This is a genomic window from Pseudomonas sp. Sample_14 (assembly GCF_004307515.1).
In the GTDB taxonomy this organism is placed as follows: Bacteria; Pseudomonadota; Gammaproteobacteria; order Pseudomonadales; family Pseudomonadaceae; genus Aquipseudomonas; species Aquipseudomonas atacamensis.
The window spans coordinates 1-20,454 of record NZ_RCOC01000088.1 but is presented as its reverse complement, the minus strand read 5'-3'; the positions used below and the strand labels follow the sequence as shown (position 1 = coordinate 20,454).

Below are 20,454 nucleotides of genomic sequence, written 5' to 3'. Positions count from 1 at the left end.
AGCGATATTGAATTTCTCAAAGCGCAGGCCACCCTCCGCAGTTGCCTGTCTGCGAAGGTATTAATCAAAAAGCGTAGAAGGGGAGGAAGGCTTTGTATAAGAAATCCCGTTGTACCGTTTCAGCTGTTCTTTCTATCCCTCAGCAGTTAATGCGCTAGCTATCGATCGCCGAAGTGATCGGACGATATCCAGCGCAGACTGATCGCTAACGCTGCCGGGGCACTGATCAAACATATGTGGCGCCCCAGGGTAGACATGCAGTTCGACGGCAACCCCGGCGCGCGACAGGCGCAGGGCAAATGCAACGTCCTCTTCCAGAAACAGATCCAGCGCGCCGACGGCCAGAAACGTCGGTGGCAAGTCACGCAGATCGTCTTGCAGGGCCGGCGAAAACCAGCCAATTGGCAGATCATCCAGCGCTTGGTCAGCGCGCAGGCACTCCCAGCAGAACTGGTTGGCTTGCGCTGGCCAGCCAATCACGCCGGTCGTGCTGTTCTGCTGAGGCGAGGCTGCGCTGCCCGAACGGTGATCGAGCATCGGATAAACCAGCACCTGACTGGCGATGGAATACTCGCCGCGATCCCGCGCCACAATGGCCAGCGCTGCTGCCAGCCCGGCGCCGGCACTGTGGCCCATGACGATTACTTTGTCGGCGTCAACATTGAGCGTTTGCTGGTGGGCGAAGACCCAGCCTAGGGCCGTGTAGCAATCCTCCAGAGGAACAGGGAAGGGGTGCTCTGGCGCGAGACGGTAATCGACGGCGACGATGATCGCCTTAAGTGCTTCGGCGAGGTCAGCCAGATAGTCATCGGCCATTTCGGGGCAACCGAGGACGAAACCTCCACCGTGGATGTACAGGATCACCGCAAAATTACCGTCCGGTGCTGCGGCGGCGGGCCGGTAAAGACACAGGCGCAAATCCTCACCGTCCTGGGACTTTATCCATTGGCTTTCACCGCGCGCTTGTTCTCGGGATTTGAATGTCGCGTGAACACGCTCCCTGATCGCGGGCAGCGTTTCCAACGTCCAGGCTTCTGCGCCGGGGGTTAAAAAGCTTTTGAAGTCGGGATCCAGCAGTTCAGGTGCTTTCACGTTCTGCCTCCTGGTTGCGAATGAACGAGCGCCTCGGATGGAGGCGCCGCTCACGGTGGAGTTACAGCCAGGCTTTGATCTGCGCGCAAACGGCCGGCGTCGAAATGCCGTAGCGATCATGCAGCGTCGGCAGGGCGCCGGCGTCGAGGAAGGCGTCGGGCAACGCGATCTGTCTGAAGGTGGGCGTCACGCCATTGCGCAACAACAACCCGGCCACCGCCTCACCCAAACCGCCGATGATCGAGCTGTTCTCGGCGGTGACCACCAGACGCCCGGATTTGCGTGCTTCGGCGAGAATGGTTTGCTCATCCAGCGGCTTGATGGTCGGCACGTGCAGCACGGCCACATCAATGCCGTCGGCCTGCAATTGCTTGGCCGCTTCCAGTGAGCGCATGGTCATCAGCCCGGTGGAGATGATCAGTACGTCGTTGCCCGTGCGCAGGGTCTTGGCCTTGCCGATCTCGAATTTATAACCGTACTCGTCCAGCACCAACGGCACATTGCCGCGCAGCAAACGCATATAGACCGGGCCTTGGTGAGCGGCGATGGCCGGCACGGCCTGTTCGATTTCCAGCGCATCGCACGGGTCGACAATCATCAGATTGGGCATGGCGCGGAAAATAGCCAGATCATCGGTGGCCTGGTGGCTCGGCCCGTAACCCGTGGTGAGGCCGGGCAGGCCGCAGACGATTTTGACGTTGAGGTTTTCCTCGGCGATGGCCATGCAGATGAAGTCGTAAGCACGCCGCGAGGCGAACACCGCGTAGGTGGTGGCGAAGGGCACGAAACCCTCACGCGCCATGCCCGCGGCCGCACTCATCATCAACTGTTCGGCCATGCCCATCTGATAGAAACGGTCGGGATGCGCCTTGGCGAAAATGTGCAGGTCGGTGTACTTGGACAGGTCAGCCGAGAGACCGACGATGTCCGCACGCTGGTCTGCCAGCGCCGCGAGCGCATGGCCGAACGGTGCCGAACGGGTCGCCTGACCCTCGGAGGCAATCGAGGCAATCATCGCCGAGGTGGTCAGGCGCTTTTTCACCGGCGCGCCAGTAGCAGTCGAAGGCGCAGTGTTGGCGGCGTTGCTCATTGTTCTTTTCCTTCTTCAAGGTTGCTCAGTGCCAGGTCCCATTCGTGCTCTTCGACGCGAATGAAGTGGGTCTTTTCCCGGTTCTCCAGAAACGGCACGCCTTTGCCCATTTTCGTGTCGCAGATGATCACGCGCGGTTGCCCGCCGGGGTGATTGCGCGCGGCATCGAATGCAGCGACCAGGGCGTCGAGGTCATTGCCGTCGACGCGCTGGGTGAACCAGCCGAAGGCTTGCCAGCGATCGACAATGGGTTCGAACGAGAGAATCTCGCTGGAGTAACCGTCGGCCTGCTGGTTATTGACGTCGACGATGGCGATCAGATTGTCGAGCTGCCAGTGCGACGCCGACATCACCGCTTCCCAGGTCGAGCCTTCATTGAGTTCGCCATCGGACAGCAGGTTGTAGACGAACGAGGCCGAGCCTTTGCGCTTGAGGCCCAGGCAGGCGCCGACCGCGATGCCCAGGCCCTGACCCAGTGAGCCGCCGGTGATTTCCATCCCCGGGGTGTAGGCGGCCATGCCCGACATCGGCAGGCGGCTGTCATCCGAACCGTAGGTTTCCAGCTCGTCGAGCGGAATGATCTCGGCTTCGATCAGCGCTGCGTACAGCGCGATGGCGTAGTGGCCGATGGAGAGATAGAAGCGATCGCGCTGCTCCCATTCGGGATCTGCGGGGCGATGATTCATCGCATGAAAGTAAGACACCGCCAGCAGGTCAGCCGCGCCGAGGGCCTGGCCCACATAGCCCTGGCCCTGAACCTGGCCCATGCGCAGTGCATGGCGGCGAATGTTGTGCGCGCGCTGGGTCAGGCTCAGCGATGCAGCGTGTGCAAGATTAGTCGTCATGATGAAACTCCGTTGACTCAACGATTGACCAAAGCGGCGGGAATACGCAGGACCAGGCTGGCGCCGAGGAACAGCACGCCGGTGATGAGGTACATGCCGATGGCACTGGAACCGGTCAGGGTGGTGATCCAGCCGATCAGATAAGGCGAGCAGAACCCGGCGAGGTTGGCGAAGCTGTTGACCGCGGCGATGCCGGCCGCCGCAGACACCCCGCCAAGCAGCGTGGTGGGCAGCATCCAGAACAACGAGGTGGCGGAGAGAATGCCGGAGGCGGCCAGGCACAGGCTGAGGATCGACAAGGTCGGATTGCCGCCCATCATTGCTGCCAGGCTCAAGCCGATCGCACCGGCGATCATCGGCACGATCAGGTGCCAGCGGCGCTCGCGATGTTTGTCGCCACTGCGGCCGACCAGGAGCATGGCGGCGATGGCGCACAGATAGGGCAGGCTGGTCAGGAAACCGATGTGCAGCGGGTCGGAAACCCCTGCATTGCGCACCAGTGTCGGCAGCCAGAAGGTGATCGCATATTGGCCCATGACCACACAGAAGTAGATCGCCGCCAGCAGCCACAAGCGCCGGTCGCGAATGAACTCGCCGACCGAGGCGTGGGTGACCTTCTGCTGGTCGTCTTCGGCCAGCTCGCGAGTGATCAAGGCTTTTTCGTCGTCATTGAGCCAGGTCGCCTGATGCACGCCGTCCTTCAGATAACTCAGCACCAGCAGGCCGACGACCACGGTGGGCACCGCTTCCAGAACGAACATCCACTGCCAGCCGGCCCAGCCGTGCACACCGGCAAAGTGGTTCATGATCCAGCCCGACAGCGGGCCACCGACCATACCTGACAGCGGAATGGCGATAAACCACAACACGGTCATGCGCGCTCGCCGATAGGACGGAAACCAGTAGGTGAGGTAGAGCAGCAGGCCCGGCGCCAGACCGGCTTCGGCGATCCCCAGCAGAAAGCGCAGGGCATAGAACTGCCAGGCGGTTTCAACGAAGGCGAACAGGGCCGAGACGATGCCCCAGGTGATCATGATCCGCGCAATCCACACTCGCGCGCCGACCTTGTGCAGGATGATGTTGCTGGGCACTTCGCAGAGGAAATAGCCGATGAAAAACACCCCCGCGCCCAGTCCGTAGACCGTTTCGCTGAGGGCCAGATCGTTCATCATTTGCAGCTTGGCGAAACCGACGTTGACCCGGTCCAGATAGGCGCACAGGTAGCACAGCATCAGGAACGGCATCAGCCGCCAGGCCGTTTTGCGATAGGCAGAAGAGCGCACGGTCGAAACCGCTTCGAGCGACAGGGTAGTCATGATGGTCTGATCTCTTGTTTTTATTGACCGCCAGGCCATCAGGCCCGGCTGCGTCATCGATCCAGAACCGCACGGGCCACGCAGGCCCGCCCAGAGTTACTCAGTGAATCAGCATGCCGCCGTTCACATCGAGGGTGATGCCGGTCAGATAAGCGGACAGGTCGCTGGCCAGAAACAGCGCGGCGTTGGCGACGTCCTGCGCTTGACCGAGGCGCCCCAGCGGAATGCCTTCGATGATGGCGTGGCGGCGGTCATCCTGCATCAGGCCGCCGGTGATGTCGGTGTGAATAAGGCCGGGAGCGATGGAGTTGACGCGGATATTGTCCGGCCCCAATTCCCGCGCCATGGCCTTGCTCAGCCCCAGCACACCGGCCTTGGCCGCGCTGTAATGCGGGCCGCCGAAGATGCCGCCGCCGCGCTGGGCAGACACAGACGACATGCAGACGATGCTGCCGGAAGACTGTTGACGCATCAGCGGAATCACCGCCTGGGACATGAGCAAAGTACCGCGCAGGCTGACGTCCAGCACCTTGTCGTAGTCCGAAGGGCGAATATCCAGAGTCTTCAGTGGCTGGGTGATGCCGGCGTTGTTGACGAGAATATCGATGCGCCCGAAGTGCTCGATGATGGCGGCGACGGCTTGCTGAACCTGCGCTTCGTCGGCCACGTTGGCCGCCAGGCCCAGATGACCTTCGCCCAGTGCTGCGGCGGCGTCACGTGCTGCGGAGGCATCCAGATCGAGGATGACCACGCGAGCGCCGTGTTGCGCAAATGTGCTGGCGGTAGCGCGGCCAATGCCACGGGCAGATGCGGCACCGGTAATGATTGCGACTTTGCCTTGAAGAAGCATGGAGGATTCCCTCGAATTGTTTTTATTGGGTCGGTGTGTAAGTAACCGATGACTCAGCTTGTCCTCCGTGGCGGGCGTGAGCAATAACGCGGAAGTCACTCAATGCTGAAAAAAATTCAGCACTCGTCAGGCCGTTTCGCAAATGCTTGAATGAAACCGGTCCGTACATCACAAGAAATCACCACGGAGTCACCATGCGCTCAGACACTGAGGGATCGATCATCCTGCCACCGCTGAAAGCAATTCAGGCCTTCGAACAAACCGCGCGCTTCGGCAACGTCGCCAGAGCGGCGGAAGTGCTGGACCTGACACCCTCGGCAGTCAGCCATCAACTGGCGAAACTGGAAGGGATGATCGGCCGGCAATTATTCGTTCGCGCTGCTCGGGGCGTCTCGCTGACGCCGGTCGGCGAGCAGTACCTCAAGGAAGTCTCCGGGATTCTGCACAGCCTCGCCGTTGCCACCGAGCGTGCGGCCAGCGATGTCAGCCTCGATTGCCTGCGCTTGCACTCATCGCCAAGCTTCGGCCTGCTCTGGCTGATGCCGCGCCTGGAAGCGTTTCGCGCCAGTCATCCGGACATTCAGATCAACCTGTCGTGCTCCTATGAATCGCTGCACTTCAGTCGCGACAAGATCGACGTCGATATCCGCCATGGTCTGCCGAACTGGCCAAGCTATGAGGTGCGCACGGTCAGGAACGAGACGTTCGCGGTGCTGACCTCACCGAAACTGCTCGCGCAACGCCCGGTACGCGGCGCGTCGGATCTGCTGGAGTGCGATCTGATTCTGTCGGAAGCCACTCTGCTCAAATGGCCGCAATGGTTTGCCCAGCATGGTCTGGCGCGTCCGGAACGGCCTTACGCATTGAGCTTCGATCGTTCATACATGTCGCTGGAAGCCGCGAGTCATGGCTTGGGTTTCGCACTGGAAAGCACATTGCTGGCGCAAAAGTATCTGGCCGCGGGCACGCTGGTTGAAGTAGCGCCTGAATCTCTGAGTGCTGCGGTGGCTGCGCACCATCTGGTATTCCCCAAAGCGCATTCGAGCTTTCCACGGGTCAGGCGCTTTCTGGCGTGGATGGAGAGCGAATTGGGGCACGAATTCGCGTATTGAGTCGGGCTCAATTCTTTCAAACTCTCTGAACCGGCCAAGGTCAATCCATTACCGGTCACATATTCACGTCAGAGGTGAAGGAATGGATAACTACCACATCAACAAAAACCAGCAGCGCTGGGAACTGGTCAAAGAGGGCGCGCAGCGTGCTTCGAAAACGGCTGCAACCAAAGCCGAGATCACCCAGATCGCCAGCGACTACCTCCAAGACAAAACCGCCTCGCTGAAAATCCATAAAGAAGACGGGACGATCCAGGAAGAACGCACCTTTCCGCGCGCAGCCGACCCGCGAAAAACCAAAGGCTGATCAGGCTGTTCTTTTCTGTGTTCATCGTTTCTTCAGAAGGGTCTGATTTATGGTCATTGCATGTCTGGGATGGGGCTCGCTGATCTGGAAGTCGGACGGCTTGCCGCTGGCCAGCGAGTGGTTTGCCGACGGGCCGCAGGTACCGATCGACTTCGTTCGCGTCAGTGACACTGGCGAGTTGACTACAGCCATAAGCGCGAACGCGCCGCCGTGCAAAGTGCTGTGGTCGGTCCTCGACGTGACCGATCTCGATCAGGCCCGTGAACTCCTGCGTATTCGAGAAGGCGTGCCGGAGGGCAGGGAGGATGGCATCGGCAGCTTCACCGTCGGTCCCTCGGCGATGGGCGTGCTTGCTGAATGGGCAATTCCTCGGCAACTCGATGCGGTGATCTGGACGGCGCTGCCCGGCAGATTCAAGAACATCGAAGGCCTGGTGCCGAATGTCGACGACGCAGTTTCTTATCTGGCCGGGTTGAGCGGCGCAGCGCACGAACAAGCGCGCGACTATATCGAACAGGTGCCGGCGCAGATCGACACGCCGTATCGCCGTGAAATCATTGCCAGGCTTGGGTGGAAATGATGAGTACCCGCAGCCAGGCGCAGATTGTCGCGATCTTCGATCAGCTGTTGGCACTGCGAGAAAGTGTCGACATTCTCCAGCACGTGGAGAGCGCCAGCGTCGAGTCGCTGCGTGGCCATCAGACCGTGGACGCTCCCGAGTCGCTGGATCTGGTTTTTCAAAAGCTGCAAGAAGACATCGCCAGCATGGAGGAAACCTTGGCGACGATTGCCGAGGCGACCGGGGACGTGCCGAAGTTGTGAGGGTGTCGCGGGGCTGGCATGCAGAGATGATGTGCCTGGTCTGGCGCCTTCGCGAGCAGGCTCGCTCCCACAGGGATTTGCGTCACATCCCGGAAATCAATCGATTCACAAATCCCATGTGGGAGCGAGCCTGCTCGCGAAAGCGCTGGGTCAGGCACTTACTCTATTGGATGTGCCGACGCTATCGCGAGCAGGCTCGCTCCTACAACGGGGCTGGATCTCTCTCCACTCGCAACGCATCCACCACCAGTGAAAACGCCGGCGATGGTTGGCGGCGGCTGGGGTAGTAGAGGTGGAAGCCACCGAACGGTTCGCACCAGTCTTCCAGCACTCTGACCAAACGCCCTTCAGCCAGATGCGCACCGAACTCGTCTTCAGGCAGGTAGGCAATCCCCAGCCCGTTCACAGCGGCGTCGGCAATGTGCACGGTGGAGTTGAACACCAGTTGGCCGTCGACCCGCACTTTCAGCTTTTTGCCCTGCCGCTCGAATTCCCAGGCATCGACACCGTCGTAGGTCGGAAAACGGATGTCGATGCAACGGTGTGCCGCCAGATCGCGCGGATGTTGCGGGGCGGGATGCCGGGCAAAGTAGCCGGGCGAAGCGACCACGGCCATGCGCAGCGGCGGGCCGATCGGTACGGCGATCATGTCCTGGGCGACGGTATCGCTGAAACGCACGCCGGCATCGAAGCGGTCGGCAACGATGTCGCGGAAACCGTAGTTGATATCGAACTCGAGCTTGATGTCCGGGTATTGAAGCAATAGTGGCGTCAGCTTGGGCAGCAGAGTGGTCTTGATGATGTTGTCGCCGCAGGTGATGCGCACCGTACCGGCAGGCTTGTCGCGCAACTCGGTCAGCGCGTCCAGTTCGGCTTCGATCTCATCGAAACGATGACCCACGGTGTGCAGCAAACGTTCGCCGGCCGCCGTCAGTGACACGCTGCGTGTGGTGCGGGTCAGCAGGCGAATTTTCAGACGCGCTTCCAGCGCCGAGACTACCTGGCTCACCGCCGATTGCGTCACGCCCAGTTGCACCGCCGCGCGGGTGAAACTGCCTGTGCGGGCCACGGTGACGAAGGCGAGCAGGTCGTTGAAATTGGGTTTGGCCATGGGGCAATGCTCAGATTTATTGATTAGCAGTGTTTATAACCGCATTAAGCACTCATTAGCTAATCAAAGTCTCGAGCGTGCGCAACAATACCTTCATCCCGGCCACGCCTGGCTTCTCGATCAAGGACGCCCCCATGAAACGACTGTTCATACTGCTCGGGTTTCTCCTGAGTTCATTTACTGCATTCGGAGCTGACATGTCCCACGGTGCCGACAATTTCTTCAAGAGCGACAAGGTGACCGTGCAAAAGGTCAGCTTCAAAAATCAATATCAACTCACCGTGGTCGGCAACCTGTTTGTCCCTAAAGGACTCGACCCGGCAGCGCGCAGCGCGGCGATTATCGTTGGTCATCCGATGGGCGCGGTAAAGGAGCAGAGCTCCAATCTGTACGCACAGAAACTGGCGGAGCAGGGCTTTGTCACCCTGTCGCTGGATCTGTCGTTCTGGGGCGAAAGCGAGGGCGCGCCGCGCAACGCGGTGTTGCCGGACATGTATGCCGAAGACTTCAGCGCGGCTGTCGATTACCTCGGCACACGGCCATTCATCGACCGCGAGCGCATCGGCGTGTTGGGCATCTGCGGTAGCGGCAGCTTCGTGATCAGCGCGGCGAAAATCGACCCACGCATGAAAGCCATCGCCACCGTCAGCATGTACGACATGGGCGCGGCCAACCGTGATGGCCTCAAGCACTCGCAAAGCCTTGCGCAGCGCAAGCAGATCATTGCGCAAGCGGCAGAGCAGCGTTACGCCGAGTTCACTGGCGGCAAGGTCGCATACACCGGCGGCACGGTGCTGGAACTGAAAGCCGACACCCACCCGATCCAGCGTGAATTCTTCGATTTCTACCGCACCCCGCGCGGCGAATTCACCCCGGCCAGCTCGACGCCGCAACAGACCACGCGTCCGACGCTGAGCAGCAACACCAAGTTCATGAACTTCTATCCGTTCGTCGATATCGAGAGCATCTCGCCGCGCCCGATGTTGTTTATTGCCGGTGCCGACGCGCACTCCCGTGAGTTCAGCGAAGAGGCGTTCCGGTTGGCGGGGCAGCCGAAAGAACTGGTGATCGTGCCGAATGCCGGCCATGTCGATCTGTACGACCGGGTCGAGCTGATTCCTTTTGCCAAGCTGACGCAGTTCTTCAAGAGCAACCTGAAGTAACTTTCAACGCGACGGAGCAAAGCGATGCGGTTTTTTGCCAACGGCTGGAAGGGATTCGTACTGATGGCATGGCTGCCCGTTGCTCTGTCTGCACCGACCGCTATGGAGGCCAGCAGGATGTGGATGACCGTCGGAGAACAGCGTTTTGCCATTGCTCTGGATGACAACCCGAGTACGCGGCAATTGCTCACGCGATTGCCGCTGAGCCTGGAAATGACCGACCTGCACGGCAATGAAAAATACGCCACCGTGCAGCCGCCATTGCCCACCCAGCCCTTCCGGCCGAGCACGATCCACAACGGCGATTTCCTTTTGTATGGCGACGATACGTTGGTGGTCTTCTACAAAACCTTCGATTCGTCCTACCGCTATTCGCGTCTTGGCCGCATCGAACGCCCGCAGGACTTGGCCGAAGTCTTGGGGCGCGGCGATGTGCGGGTGACGTTCACTCTGCATGAGTGAGGAGAGTCATTGATGAACCAGAAATCGTTAAATCAAGGACGTCTTCTGCGCATCGTCGCCCTCGGCTGCGCGGTCCTCGCCAGTGCAGCCTGCGTCAATCCCCTCTGCGCCAATCCTTCCCGATCACCGGAGAAACCGATCATGAAAGAACAGCCTCTGACGCCTGAACAACTGGCGATCGCCCCGATTGCCGCCAACGCTGCAATCGGCGACATGCCGCGTCTGCGCGACGCACTCAATCGTGGTCTCGATGCCGGGCTGAGCATCAGCGAAACCAAGGAAATTCTGGTGCAGCTGTACGCCTACGCCGGGTTCCCACGCAGCCTTAACGCCTTGTCATTGCTGATGAAGGTTTTGCAGGAACGCGCCGCGCGGGGCATCGAAGACGTGCCGGGACGCGAGCCGGGTCCGGTTCCGTCGGGATATGCGCTCACCGAACTCGGCACCGACAATCAGACCCGTCTGGTCGGTGCGCCAGTGTCCGGCCCACTGTTCGAATTCGCCCCGGCGATCGATCAGTTTCTGAAAGTGCACTTGTTCGGCGACATCTTCGCCCGCGACAACCTGGCATGGACGGATCGGGAACTGGCAACTGTTGGTGCGCTGGCAGCGATGGCTGGGGTGGAATCACAGCTGGAGTCGCATTTGAAGATCAGTCTGAATGTGGGATTGACGATTGAGCAGTTGCGGCGAATGGCGCAGGAGTTGGAGGCGCGTGGGGATTTGCAGGCTGCTGAGCGGGTGGGCGCGGGGCTGGACAAAATCCAGCGGTGAGGGCGGCTCGGATTCATTGCCGCTCTGTTAATGCAATTCTTATAGTGCGCGCTGGCGCCGACTCGCTCCCGGTGAGCTTCCTGTTATCCGCTTGAACGCACGACTGAACGCCGCTTGGGAGGTGTAGCCCAAGCGCTGCGCCACTTCTTCGATCGGCAGTCTTTCCAGGGTCAGCCACTGACTGGCCAGGCGCATGCGCAGTTCGGTGGCGTAGCGCAGCGGCGGGGTGCCGAGGGTGCTCTGGAAGCGTTCGGCGAAGACCGAGCGTGAGGTGTTGCACAGCGTTGCCAGTTCGGCGACGCTCCAGTCGCGCCCCGGTTGTTGGTGCAGGGCCAGCAAGGCCTGCGCCAGGCGAGGGTCGCGCAGGGCGGCGACGAGACCGGAGGCATTGCCGCAAGCGCATTCGACCCAGCCGCGAACAATCATTGCCGCCACTACGTCGGCAAGGCGCGCGAGAATGCCGGCGAAGCCAATGCGCGCTGCGCTGACTTCGCGTTCCATGGTCGCAAGGATTGGCATAAGTCCCGGATAACGCTGGCCGCCGGCGTCGATCAGCATAAGACCCGGCATCAGCCGACCGAGGCCTTGCAGGCTGCCGAGTTCGAACTCCATACAGCCACTGAAGAGCAGGGCGCTATCGGGCGAATCGGCGCTGTGCCCGACCTGCATCGCGCAGACCGTATCGCCGAGTGGCGCGGCGACGGCGCTGTCAATGTCCTGCACTTCAGCTCCGGCGTGTGACAGCAACTGGTGCGCGGCACCATGAGCAATGAATACCGCATTGCCTGCTGACAACTCGTACAGGCTGCCGTCCTCCAGTCGCAATACCGTCGATCCAGCGGCAACGAAGTGGAAATACGCATGGCCCGATTTGTCGCTGAAACCCAGACCATACGGCGGACCGGCGTGGATCCGACGATATTGCACGCCACGCAGACGCATGCTGCGCAGCAACTCGGTGATGAGGTCTGAGGACACAGAGAAGGAATCAATGCTGCTCATATTCGGGGTTTCGATCAAAAGTTCAAGACTGCGCATCATAGATCATCCGGTTTGCCGCCAATAGACTGCCCTCTCGAAATGTCCGAGGGAGTCTTGAAATGAATGAACGTGTAGGTGATGGGCGAACTGACGGGGAGCCGCTGGTGCCTGCGTGGATGGCGGTGTTTTCACTGGCGATGGGCGTGTTTGGTCTGCTCACGGCGGAGTATCTGCCGGCCAGCCTGCTGACGCCGATGGCGCTCGATCTCGGCGTCAGCGAAGCGCTGGCCGGGCAAGCGGTGACGGTGACTGCGGTGGTCGCGCTGTTTGCCGGATTACTGGTGCCCGGGTTGACGCGCAGCCTTGATCGGCGCCTGGTCTTGCTCGGTTTCTCGGCACTGATGATCGCATCGAATCTGCTGGTCGCGTTGTCGTCCAGCCTCGCAGTATTGCTGATCATGCGCATCCTTTTGGGCATAGCTCTGGGCGGATTCTGGAGCATGGCGGCGGCCGTGGCGATGCGCCTGGTGCCGGCGGCGCTGCTGCCGCGTGCGCTGTCGATCATCTTCAGCGGGATCGCCGTGGGGACCGTGGTCGCGGTGCCATTGGGCAGTTATCTCGGCGGTCAGTTTGGCTGGCGCAGTGCGTTTTTCGCAGCTGCGGCGGTTGGCGTGGTGACGCTGGTATTTCAAATGTTCACGCTACCCAGTCTGGCGCCGCATCGTCCGTCACGCCTGCGCACGGTGCTTGAGGTGTTGCTGCGACCGGGCATTGCTATTGGCATGTTTGGCTGTGTATTGGTGCACACCGGTCACTTTGCGTTGTTCACCTACATCAGGCCATTTCTGGAAAGCACCACCGGCGTCGGCCCGCAGACGCTGGCACTGATGCTCCTTGGTTTCGGCGTGGCGAACTTTGCCGGCACGCTGTTCGCCGGCTGGCTGTTGCAGCGCAATCCACGCGCAACACTGGTGCTGATGCCGGTGTTGGTGGGTGTTGCCGCTCTGGCGTTGGTCGGGTTACCGGCGTCGGTCACCGGGCAGGCGTTGCTCTTGGCGCTGTGGGGGATGGCCTTCGGTGGCGTGCCGGTCGCATGGTCGAACTGGGTGGCGCGCTCGATACCCGATCAGGCCGAAAGCGCAGGCGGCATGGTCGTCGCATCGGTGCAGTCGGCGATTGCCGCAGGCGCCGCCGCCGGCGGTTCGGTGTTCAGTTTCAGCGGTATCCATGGTGTGTTTGTAGCGGCTGGAATTCTGATGTTGCTGGCCGCGCTGCTGATTGCACTGAAGGTCAATGTCGATGTGCCGGAGCCGGGTTCGGCGCCGGTGGCACCGGTGCATTTGTGATTTGATCAATCCGCCTTACGCGTGACGGCAATGTCCCAGGTTTGCATGACCTGAGTGATAGCAGCATCAATGTTATCCAGCGCGGTGTTGTCTCTGGCGAGGATGGATATGCCCTGCAGGAAACTGTCGAATACCGTCGCCATCGCCGCCGCACTTGTGCCGCTGGCCAGCTCGTCGGCATTCACAGCGCGTTCGACGCAGGCTTGAATGCCGGCACGGGTGCGCTGCCTTGAGTGGGTCAGGGCTTGCGCCACATGGGCGGTTTCCGGGCTCGGTGCGCTCATGACGCCGAGGGTAACCATGCAGCCCTTGGGGTGTGTGTCGTCGCACTGCATGCGTGCCGACTGGCGCAAAGCGGTCTCGATCGCCTGGCGTGGTGGCAGGCTGTCGTCCCACAGGCACTCGGTGACTTGCGCATAGGTGGTTAAATAACGCTGCACGCATTCATCGAACAACGCTTCCTTGGAACCGAACGCGGCGTAGAAGCTAGGTGCAGAGATACCGCCACCCAGGCCTGCCTTCAATTGGGCCAGCGATGTCGCGTCGTAGCCGTGTTGCCAGAACAGTTGCAAAGCCTGATCGACGGCGTCGTCGCGATCAAACTGACGGGGGCGACCGGTTCTCGCCATGACCTGACTCCTCAATGATTTAATATAAAGACTAGTCGATACAGAAATTGTTGACAACGCTGCGCATGCACCCTCAGGATCTAGATCGATCGGTATTTAAATCTGAGTCGGTTTTTCGAGGAGCTTCCAGTGACACCTTCAATCACGTTAACGGCTACGCCAAAAGGTCTGCCCATCGGCGCTTTGCTGGCGCTGGCCATGACTGGCTTCATCTGCATCGTCACCGAAACCCTGCCGGCGGGCCTGTTGCCGTTGATCAGTGAAGGCCTGGCGATTTCGCCGTCCATGGCCGGGCAAATGGTTACCGCGTACGCATTGGGTTCCGTACTGGCGGTGATCCCGATGACCATCGCCACCCGGGGCTGGCGGCGCCGCAACGTGCTGCTGCTGACGATTGTCGGTTTCCTGCTGTTCAATTCGATTACCGCGCTGTCGTCGCACTACGGCGTTACGCTGGTCGCGCGGTTCTTCGCCGGGGTTGCAGCGGGTTTGGCATGGAGTCTGTTGGCCGGCTATGCGCGACGCATGGTTGAGCCCGAACAGCAGGGCAAGGCGTTGGCACTGGCGATGGTCGGCACACCGATTGCGCTGTCGCTGGGCGTGCCTCTGGGTACGTGGCTCGGTGGGCTGGTCGGTTGGCGCACTACATTCGGCCTGATGTCGGCGCTGACCTTGGTACTGATCGTCTGGGTGCTGGTGAAAGTGCCCGACTACCCGCCGCAGCCGGCCCATCAACGCCTATCGCTGAGCAAAGTCTTGACTACCCCGGGCGTGCGTCCTGTGCTTGCAGTGGTGATCAGCTGGATGCTGGCGCACAACATTCTCTACACCTATATCGCTCCGTTCGTGGCGCCGGCGGGCATGGCCGAGCGGGTGGATGTGGTGTTGTTGATCTTCGGCATCGCCGCGCTGGTCGGGATATGGCTGACGGCGAAGCTGGTCGAGCCGCTGCTGCGCTCGACTGTTCTGCTGAGTTTGGCGACCTTTGCCGCGGTCTGCGTGGCGCTGGGTTTTGGCGGACGCAACCCAGAGGTGATTTATCTCGGCGTGGCGGTATGGGGTTTGACGTTCGGCGGCGCGGCGACGCTGTTGCAAACGGCGCTGGCTGACGCGGCGGGCAACGGAGCGGATGTCGCCTTGTCGTTGAATGTAGTGGCGTGGAACAGCGCGATCGCTGGCAGCGGTGTCGTCGGCGGCGTGCTGCTCGATCAGTGGGGCGTTGCCTCATTTCCGTGGGCCATGCTGGCACTGGTCGCTATCGCCTTCGCCATTGCCTGGGGTGCCCGGGCCCACGGTTTCAAGTCGGGCCCGCGCTCTGTAGAAGCTTCGGTGGTGGCGGGGCATTGAACCCCGCCAGCAGTTTCTTCAACCGCGCTTCGGCAGTTTCCAGTTAGGCCGGATGAAATGGCAAGTGTAGCCATTCGGAATCCGCTCCAGGTAATCCTGATGCTCGGGTTCCGCTTCCCAGAACGGCCCGGCCGGTTCGATTTCGGTTACCACACGGCCCGGCCACAGCTTCGAGGCGTCGACATCGGCAGCGGTGTCTTCGGCGACGGCACGCTGCTCGTCGTTGAGGTAGTAGATCGCCGACCGGTAGCTCGGGCCAAGATCGTTGCCTTGACGGTTGGGCGTGCTCGGGTTGTGGATCTGGAAGAAGAACTCGAGGATCTGCCGGTAGCTGATTACCGCCGGATCGAATTCAATCTCGATGGCTTCGGCGTGGTTGCCGTGGTTGCGATAGGTCGCATTCGGCACATCGCCGCCGGTATAGCCGACGCGGGTTTTCAGCACACCCGGATAGCGGCGCAACAGATCCTGCATGCCCCAGAAGCAGCCGCCGGCGAGAATGGCAGTTTCGGTTTGAGTGGTCATGGTTTGTACTTCCTCTCGAGACGATGGGGGATACCCACTGTTATGAGGGCGGGTTGAGAGAATCCAAGGTCACGCTCATCAGAATCGACCACTGGCCTGCTGATCAAGCGGCATGCAGGCGTGTCAACCAAAGCCAAATAACGAACGCAGCCTGCTCGGTGACTTGCGTTCGTAGAACGGTTTGGTCTCCCTGAGGAAGTAATCACTCAGCCCGGCTTGTCCCGTCAGCACGCGGCAAAAATCAACTGGTCCGCCATCGGGGGCTGTGTCCGCAGCGACATTGCCGGCTTCGCGCATGACCTGTTCGATATCGCCATCCGCTTCGATGCCGACGATCAAGTGCGGTTTTTCATCAATCGAGGGGTCGTGCATCAGCGCCAGGAATGCGCGTTTCACATTGGCGTGTTTGGCCAGCAATTGCGAGAGCGAATGGACCATCGTCGATGGGTAGTCCGAAGGCTGTCCAAGCAAGACGTTGGTTTCTTTTTCCACGGTACGCTGCGTGGCGGGCCGGCCGATTTCGCCTGAGAGCAGGTGTTGCACTTCCGCCGGAAGAAATTCCTTGCCGTACGGCGACTTCGGATTCAGAAAAAGCAGCGCGCCCAGCGTGATTTCGAACAATGATCGGGCGGGTATCTCCAAATAGCTCTGCTCGCTGTCGATGGATTGTTGCAGCGTTGGCAGCGAGGAGAAGAACGGAATGACCGGCGTGCCATCGGGCTTCTGCCAATGAGCGATGCTGATGTTGCTGCCGGCCTGGAGATTGACATGGCCTTGCGCCGCACCGGCGGTGCCGAGGATGTAGACGGTCGAGTCCAGGAGGGTTCGATAGAACTCAGGGCGATGCGCGGGTTCGTCCGCGGCCAGCCGGAGTGATGTTTCCAATGGGTTTTCTTGGGACGTGTCCATGAGATTAATCCGTTATTTTCTATGGAGAGTGATGGTTGTCTGATCAGTCGAGGAGACCTGCTGTCACGATGATTCTCGTCCAGAGACTTGAATCCTGCGCCCTTCTAACCAGCACCACAAAGCCAACTGTGGGAGCGAGCCTGCTCGCGAAGGCGTCGTGTCAGTCGAATAATTCACGACTGGTACACCGTTTTCGCGAGCAGGCTCGCTCCCACATTTGAACCTCGCGTTGGGTCTTATAGCAAACTCCACGAAACCCCAACATAAACCCCCATCCCTTCACCCGGCGTCGACCGTGCGGCATCCAGACCTTTGTCGTCATACCCCGGCGTGACCGTTGCCGCGTAGCGTTTGCCGGTCAGGTTGCGCATGTCGACCCAGCCTTGCCAGTCGCCCTTCGGCGCGTTGTAGCCCAGGGTGGCGCCGAACAGGGCGTAAGGGTCGGCGTAGTAGCTGTTGGCGTAGTCCACGGCAACTTTGGACACCAATTGTGTGTTCGCGGCGGCGAAGAAGCCCTGCGGCCAGTCGTAACGCAGTTCGCCCTGGTAATAATGCATTGGCAGGCCCGGCAGGCGGTTGTCGCCGAAGCGTTCGTCGTCGCGGTAGTGGAAGTCGCTGAAGGTGTAGGCCTGGCGCAAGCTCAACTGGCGGCCGTCGGCGGCGGTCCAGAGTTTGCTGTTGAGGCTGGCCTCGATGCCTTGGTGCACGGTCGGGCTGGCGTTGAGTTCGTAGGGCGTGACGGCGTTGGCGTCCGGCAGTACCGAGAGCAGTTCGTGACGAACTTGCGCGTAGTACCAGGCCAGGCTCCATTCGCCCAGTTTGCTGTCGCCACGGCCACCGAGTTCCAGAGTGGTAGCGGTCTGGTTTTGCAGTTGGACCGGGTCGCGCTGGGTGCCGGTGGCGGCGCCGTTGCCGGCAGGGAAGCGCACGTTGGAGCTGTAGATCAGCGACCACGGGTGCGGTGCTTCGACGGAGCGGCTGAGGTTGCCGAACACTTGCACGTCGGAGGTGATCTGATAGCGCAGGCCGATGCGCGGTGCATAGTCCCAGTCGCTGAGACTGGTCATGCCGCCGCCCTGCGGATAGGTCACGGCGCTTTCGCGGCGGGTGTAGATCGCGGCGAGGCCGGTGGTCAGCCAGAGGTCGTCGGCAATTTCCAGGTCGTTACCGAAATGCAGCACGGTATCCGAACCCTGATAGGTGAAATTACGCATCCGCGTGCCGGGGGCATAGCTGGCGGTGTTGCCACTCGGGATGCGCACGAACTCGCTGGCGCCATCGTTGGGCAGGTGCTTGGTCACGCGCAGGCCGACGTTGCTGCGGCTTTCCATGCCGAACAGGGTGTCGCGGCGCTTGTAGTCGAAGGTGCCGCTGACGTCGCTGTAAGCCACCTTCAGCCGGTTCGGGCCTTCGCGCAGATCCATCGGGTAGTCGTGGTAGACGAGGCCGGTCTGGATGCTCGAATCGTCGTCGAGGTAGAACGTGGTTTTGTTGCCGATGAAGGTACTGCCGGGCTGCTTGCGGCTGTCATCGCGGGCCACATACGCAGGGTTGGCTGCCCGTGGGCTGTGTTCGATGGAATGCTTGGTCACGCGACCGGCGAGGTCGTTGTCAGTCTCGCGATAGCGGAAATAGAAGCGGGTTTCCAGATTCGGGTTGAAGCGGTAGCCGAAGTTGGCGATCAGGCCTTTGCTCTCGCTGGCGGTGTGGTCCTGATAGCCGTCGGCATTGGCATCGGTCAGCGACACGTAGTAATCGAAATCGCCAAGCACTTGCCCGGAGCTGACCTGGCGCTGCTGATAGCCATGGCTGCCGGTGGCGTAACGCACTTGCAGTTTCGGCGCGGTGTAACCGGTGTGGCTGACGTAATCGATAGCGCCGCCCAGCGCCAGCGCGCCGCGATCGAAACCGTTGGCGCCGCGCAGCACTTCGACATGGTCGACCCACAACGGCTCGAGCAATTCATACGGCGTGCCGCCGGGGCCGGTGAGGGGCAAGCCATCCAGCATCGTGTACAGCCCCGAGGCGTGGGCGCCGGGCGCGCGGTTGATGCCTGAACCACGGATGGAAATCTTCACGCCTTCATTGCCCGCCGACTGTGCATACACGCCCGGCTGATAGGCCAGCACATCCTGATTGCTGGCAACACGGCCCTGCAACGGCTGGCGCATGTCGACCACGTTGGCGCCGCCGGGAACCTGCTCAAGGCGTTCCCGCGCTTCTTCGACCGCTGCATCGCTGCCACTGCGCTGATCTCCCGAAATCAGCACTTGCCCCAGTTCCAGACCTTGGGTCTCGGCCATCACCGGGCAGGCCAGGGCCAGGGCCAGGGCCAGGCCGAGCAGGGCAGTGGGCAATGATTTGGACGACGGCATTGAAAAAACTCCAGCAAACAGGGGATCGGGCAATGAACAGTGCGACGTCGGAACAAACCCAGGAAACACATGGCGACAGGGCTTTTTTGCCCGACGATGGCAAACAATCGGGCGTGAACTAACCTCACGGATCAGGGCCATCGGGTCAATAAACAAATTCAGCGGGTTGTTGAAGCGCGAGGACAGGTTCATGGCGAAAGACAAGAAGAAACCTGCAAGGGCAATCGAACGTCCACGCTTGAAAAACAAGGACTATCTGGAACAGCTGCGCAAGCTGCACATTGAACTGGTCAAGCTGCAGGAGTGGGTTATCGCCAAAGGTGTCAAGGTATGTATTGTTTTCGAAGGGCGCGACGGTGCAGGCAAGGGCGGGGTGATCAAGGCGATCACCGAACGCGTCAGCCCACGGGTGTTCCGCGTGATGGCACTGCCGGCGCCAACCGATCGCGAAAAGAGCCAGATGCATGTGCAGCGCTACCTGCCGCATCTGCCGGCGGGCGGCGAGGTGGTGATTTTCGACCGCAGTTGGTACAACCGCGCCGGCGTCGAACGGGTCATGGGCTTTTGCACGGAAGAACAGGCTGACAAGTTTCTCAAGTCGATCCCTTGGGTGGAGAACGCCATCGTCGATTCGGGGGTGATCCTGCTCAAGTACTGGCTTGAGGTCAGTCCGGAGGAACAGACCCGCCGGCTCGAAGCGCGAATCAATGACGGGCGCAAGACCTGGAAACTGACACCAATGGATCTGAAATCCTACAGTCGCTGGTATGACTACTCACGGGCGCGGGACGAGATGTTCAAGCATACCGACACCGATTGGGCGCCGTGGAGGGTTGCCGACTCCAATGACAAGCGTCGTGCACGGCTGAACATTATTACTGATCTGCTGAGTCGCATCCCCTATGAAGAGGTGAAGCGCGACAAGGTCGAGTTGCCGAAACGGCAGAAGCCGGGCAAGTATCGCGAGCCGGACTATCCGTATAAGCGGGTGGCGGAGCGGTTTTGACATTTGCGGGTTTTTGGGGCTTGGCGGCCTTTGGGCCGACCAGGCTTTGGTTGGTTTGGGTGAATATCCGTTTTTTGCGGTGTTGCGGCTGGCGGTTTCGCCCTTACGGCGAGTCACCTTTTTCAGACGCCAAAAAGGTAACCGAAAAGGTTTGCTCCTACGTTCGGCCCTCGCAGGCTCGGGTACCTTCGCTACGGGACTGATCCGGGCGCAGCGGCTACGGTTTGCTTCGCTGCACCTCCTTCCGCTGTGTTCGACTTCGTCGAACGGTCGCTGCGCTCCCACGCCCGGATCAATCCCTCCACTCAGCCTTCCGACGTCGCCGGTGGATCAAAAGCAAGATCAAGAGCACTCGAGCTTGCGCTCATTGTTGAGTGGGGCGGCTTCGCCGC

General features: G+C 60.8%; 21 protein-coding genes. 10 read left to right on the top strand and 11 right to left on the bottom strand.

Features of this window, described 5'->3' with window-relative positions; genetic code table 11:
- Positions 1 to 132: 132 nt before the first annotated feature.
- The 5 genes from D8U61_RS20730 to D8U61_RS20710 all read right to left on the bottom strand — a co-directional run bounded on the left by D8U61_RS20730 (position 133) and on the right by D8U61_RS20710 (position 5,193).
- Positions 133 to 1,092: an alpha/beta hydrolase gene (locus D8U61_RS20730; RefSeq protein WP_130927567.1), complete on the bottom strand. Its 960-nt coding sequence runs from the start codon at positions 1,090 to 1,092 to the stop codon at positions 133 to 135.
- A 61-nt stretch (positions 1,093 to 1,153) separates the two neighbouring features.
- A complete protein-coding gene (locus D8U61_RS20725) occupies positions 1,154 to 2,182 on the bottom strand; it encodes a transketolase family protein (protein ID WP_125926169.1) in 1,029 nt (342 codons plus the stop codon).
- The gene (locus tag D8U61_RS20720; protein WP_130927566.1) at positions 2,179 to 3,027 is read right to left on the bottom strand and encodes a transketolase; all 849 of its coding nucleotides are present in this window, start codon (positions 3,025 to 3,027) and stop codon (positions 2,179 to 2,181) included. Before D8U61_RS20720 ends, D8U61_RS20725 begins: the two co-directional genes overlap by 4 nt.
- Positions 3,028 to 3,044: 17 nt before the next feature.
- Positions 3,045 to 4,343, bottom strand: a complete 1,299-nt coding sequence (locus D8U61_RS20715) for an MFS transporter (protein WP_125916059.1) — start codon at positions 4,341 to 4,343, stop codon at positions 3,045 to 3,047.
- Positions 4,344 to 4,443: 100 nt separating this feature from the next.
- On the bottom strand, positions 4,444 to 5,193 hold the full coding sequence (locus D8U61_RS20710; RefSeq protein WP_130903058.1) for an SDR family NAD(P)-dependent oxidoreductase: 750 nt from the start codon (positions 5,191 to 5,193) through the stop codon (positions 4,444 to 4,446).
- Positions 5,194 to 5,387: 194 nt separating this feature from the next.
- Between D8U61_RS20710 and D8U61_RS20705 the strand changes: the two genes are divergently transcribed.
- The 4 genes from D8U61_RS20705 (at position 5,388) to D8U61_RS20690 (ending at position 7,434) form a co-directional block, all read left to right on the top strand.
- On the top strand, positions 5,388 to 6,305 hold the full coding sequence (locus D8U61_RS20705) for a LysR substrate-binding domain-containing protein (RefSeq protein ID WP_123442683.1): 918 nt from the start codon (positions 5,388 to 5,390) through the stop codon (positions 6,303 to 6,305).
- An 82-nt stretch (positions 6,306 to 6,387) separates the two neighbouring features.
- On the top strand, positions 6,388 to 6,612 hold the full coding sequence (locus D8U61_RS20700) for a DUF2188 domain-containing protein (RefSeq protein WP_016774410.1): 225 nt from the start codon (positions 6,388 to 6,390) through the stop codon (positions 6,610 to 6,612).
- A gap of 49 nt (positions 6,613 to 6,661) precedes the next feature.
- Complete coding sequence (locus tag D8U61_RS20695) at positions 6,662 to 7,192, top strand: hypothetical protein (protein ID WP_123442682.1); 531 nt, start codon at positions 6,662 to 6,664, stop codon at positions 7,190 to 7,192.
- A complete protein-coding gene (locus tag D8U61_RS20690; protein WP_130927565.1) occupies positions 7,192 to 7,434 on the top strand; it encodes a hypothetical protein in 243 nt (80 codons plus the stop codon). Before D8U61_RS20695 ends, D8U61_RS20690 begins: the two co-directional genes overlap by 1 nt.
- A gap of 202 nt (positions 7,435 to 7,636) precedes the next feature.
- Here the strand turns inward: D8U61_RS20690 and D8U61_RS20680 are convergent, their stop codons facing one another.
- Positions 7,637 to 8,545 (bottom strand): LysR family transcriptional regulator, encoded by a 909-nt coding sequence (locus D8U61_RS20680; RefSeq protein ID WP_130927563.1) that lies wholly within the window; start codon positions 8,543 to 8,545, stop codon positions 7,637 to 7,639.
- A gap of 134 nt (positions 8,546 to 8,679) precedes the next feature.
- Here D8U61_RS20680 and D8U61_RS20675 point away from each other — a divergent pair, with 134 nt between their 5' ends.
- The 3 genes from D8U61_RS20675 (at position 8,680) to D8U61_RS20665 (ending at position 10,944) form a co-directional block, all read left to right on the top strand.
- Positions 8,680 to 9,708, top strand: coding sequence for an alpha/beta hydrolase (locus D8U61_RS20675; protein WP_130927562.1), 1,029 nt, complete (start codon positions 8,680 to 8,682; stop codon positions 9,706 to 9,708).
- A gap of 24 nt (positions 9,709 to 9,732) precedes the next feature.
- Positions 9,733 to 10,170 carry a cyclophilin-like fold protein gene (locus D8U61_RS20670; protein WP_241663640.1) on the top strand — a complete coding sequence of 146 codons (438 nt, stop codon included), beginning with the start codon at positions 9,733 to 9,735 and terminating at the stop codon, positions 10,168 to 10,170.
- A 141-nt stretch (positions 10,171 to 10,311) separates the two neighbouring features.
- Positions 10,312 to 10,944, top strand: coding sequence for a carboxymuconolactone decarboxylase family protein (locus tag D8U61_RS20665; protein WP_241663639.1), 633 nt, complete (start codon positions 10,312 to 10,314; stop codon positions 10,942 to 10,944).
- Positions 10,945 to 10,983: 39 nt separating this feature from the next.
- Here D8U61_RS20665 and D8U61_RS20660 read toward each other — a convergent pair whose 3' ends face one another.
- Entirely contained in the window at positions 10,984 to 11,982 is a 999-nt protein-coding gene (locus tag D8U61_RS20660; protein WP_125926175.1) for an AraC family transcriptional regulator, read from the bottom strand.
- Between the two features lie 62 nt (positions 11,983 to 12,044).
- Here D8U61_RS20660 and D8U61_RS20655 point away from each other — a divergent pair, with 62 nt between their 5' ends.
- On the top strand, positions 12,045 to 13,271 hold the full coding sequence (locus tag D8U61_RS20655; protein ID WP_122692094.1) for an MFS transporter: 1,227 nt from the start codon (positions 12,045 to 12,047) through the stop codon (positions 13,269 to 13,271).
- A 5-nt stretch (positions 13,272 to 13,276) separates the two neighbouring features.
- Here the strand turns inward: D8U61_RS20655 and D8U61_RS20650 are convergent, their stop codons facing one another.
- Complete coding sequence (locus D8U61_RS20650; RefSeq protein WP_016774418.1) at positions 13,277 to 13,900, bottom strand: TetR/AcrR family transcriptional regulator; 624 nt, start codon at positions 13,898 to 13,900, stop codon at positions 13,277 to 13,279.
- Between the two features lie 129 nt (positions 13,901 to 14,029).
- Between D8U61_RS20650 and D8U61_RS20645 the strand changes: the two genes are divergently transcribed.
- The gene (locus tag D8U61_RS20645) at positions 14,030 to 15,247 is read left to right on the top strand and encodes an MFS transporter (protein WP_016774419.1); all 1,218 of its coding nucleotides are present in this window, start codon (positions 14,030 to 14,032) and stop codon (positions 15,245 to 15,247) included.
- Positions 15,248 to 15,265: 18 nt separating this feature from the next.
- Here the strand turns inward: D8U61_RS20645 and msrA are convergent, their stop codons facing one another.
- The 3 genes from msrA to D8U61_RS20630 form a co-directional block, all read right to left on the bottom strand.
- A complete protein-coding gene (msrA, locus tag D8U61_RS20640) occupies positions 15,266 to 15,772 on the bottom strand; it encodes a peptide-methionine (S)-S-oxide reductase MsrA (protein ID WP_130927560.1) in 507 nt (168 codons plus the stop codon).
- 123 nt (positions 15,773 to 15,895) lie between these two features.
- Entirely contained in the window at positions 15,896 to 16,681 is a 786-nt protein-coding gene (gene sseB, locus D8U61_RS20635; protein WP_130927559.1) for an enhanced serine sensitivity protein SseB, read from the bottom strand.
- 236 nt (positions 16,682 to 16,917) lie between these two features.
- Positions 16,918 to 19,056: a TonB-dependent receptor gene (locus tag D8U61_RS20630; RefSeq protein ID WP_130927558.1), complete on the bottom strand. Its 2,139-nt coding sequence runs from the start codon at positions 19,054 to 19,056 to the stop codon at positions 16,918 to 16,920.
- A 190-nt stretch (positions 19,057 to 19,246) separates the two neighbouring features.
- Here D8U61_RS20630 and ppk2 point away from each other — a divergent pair, with 190 nt between their 5' ends.
- Positions 19,247 to 20,062, top strand: coding sequence for a polyphosphate kinase 2 (ppk2, locus tag D8U61_RS20625; RefSeq protein ID WP_125926180.1), 816 nt, complete (start codon positions 19,247 to 19,249; stop codon positions 20,060 to 20,062).
- Positions 20,063 to 20,454: the final 392 nt, after the last annotated feature.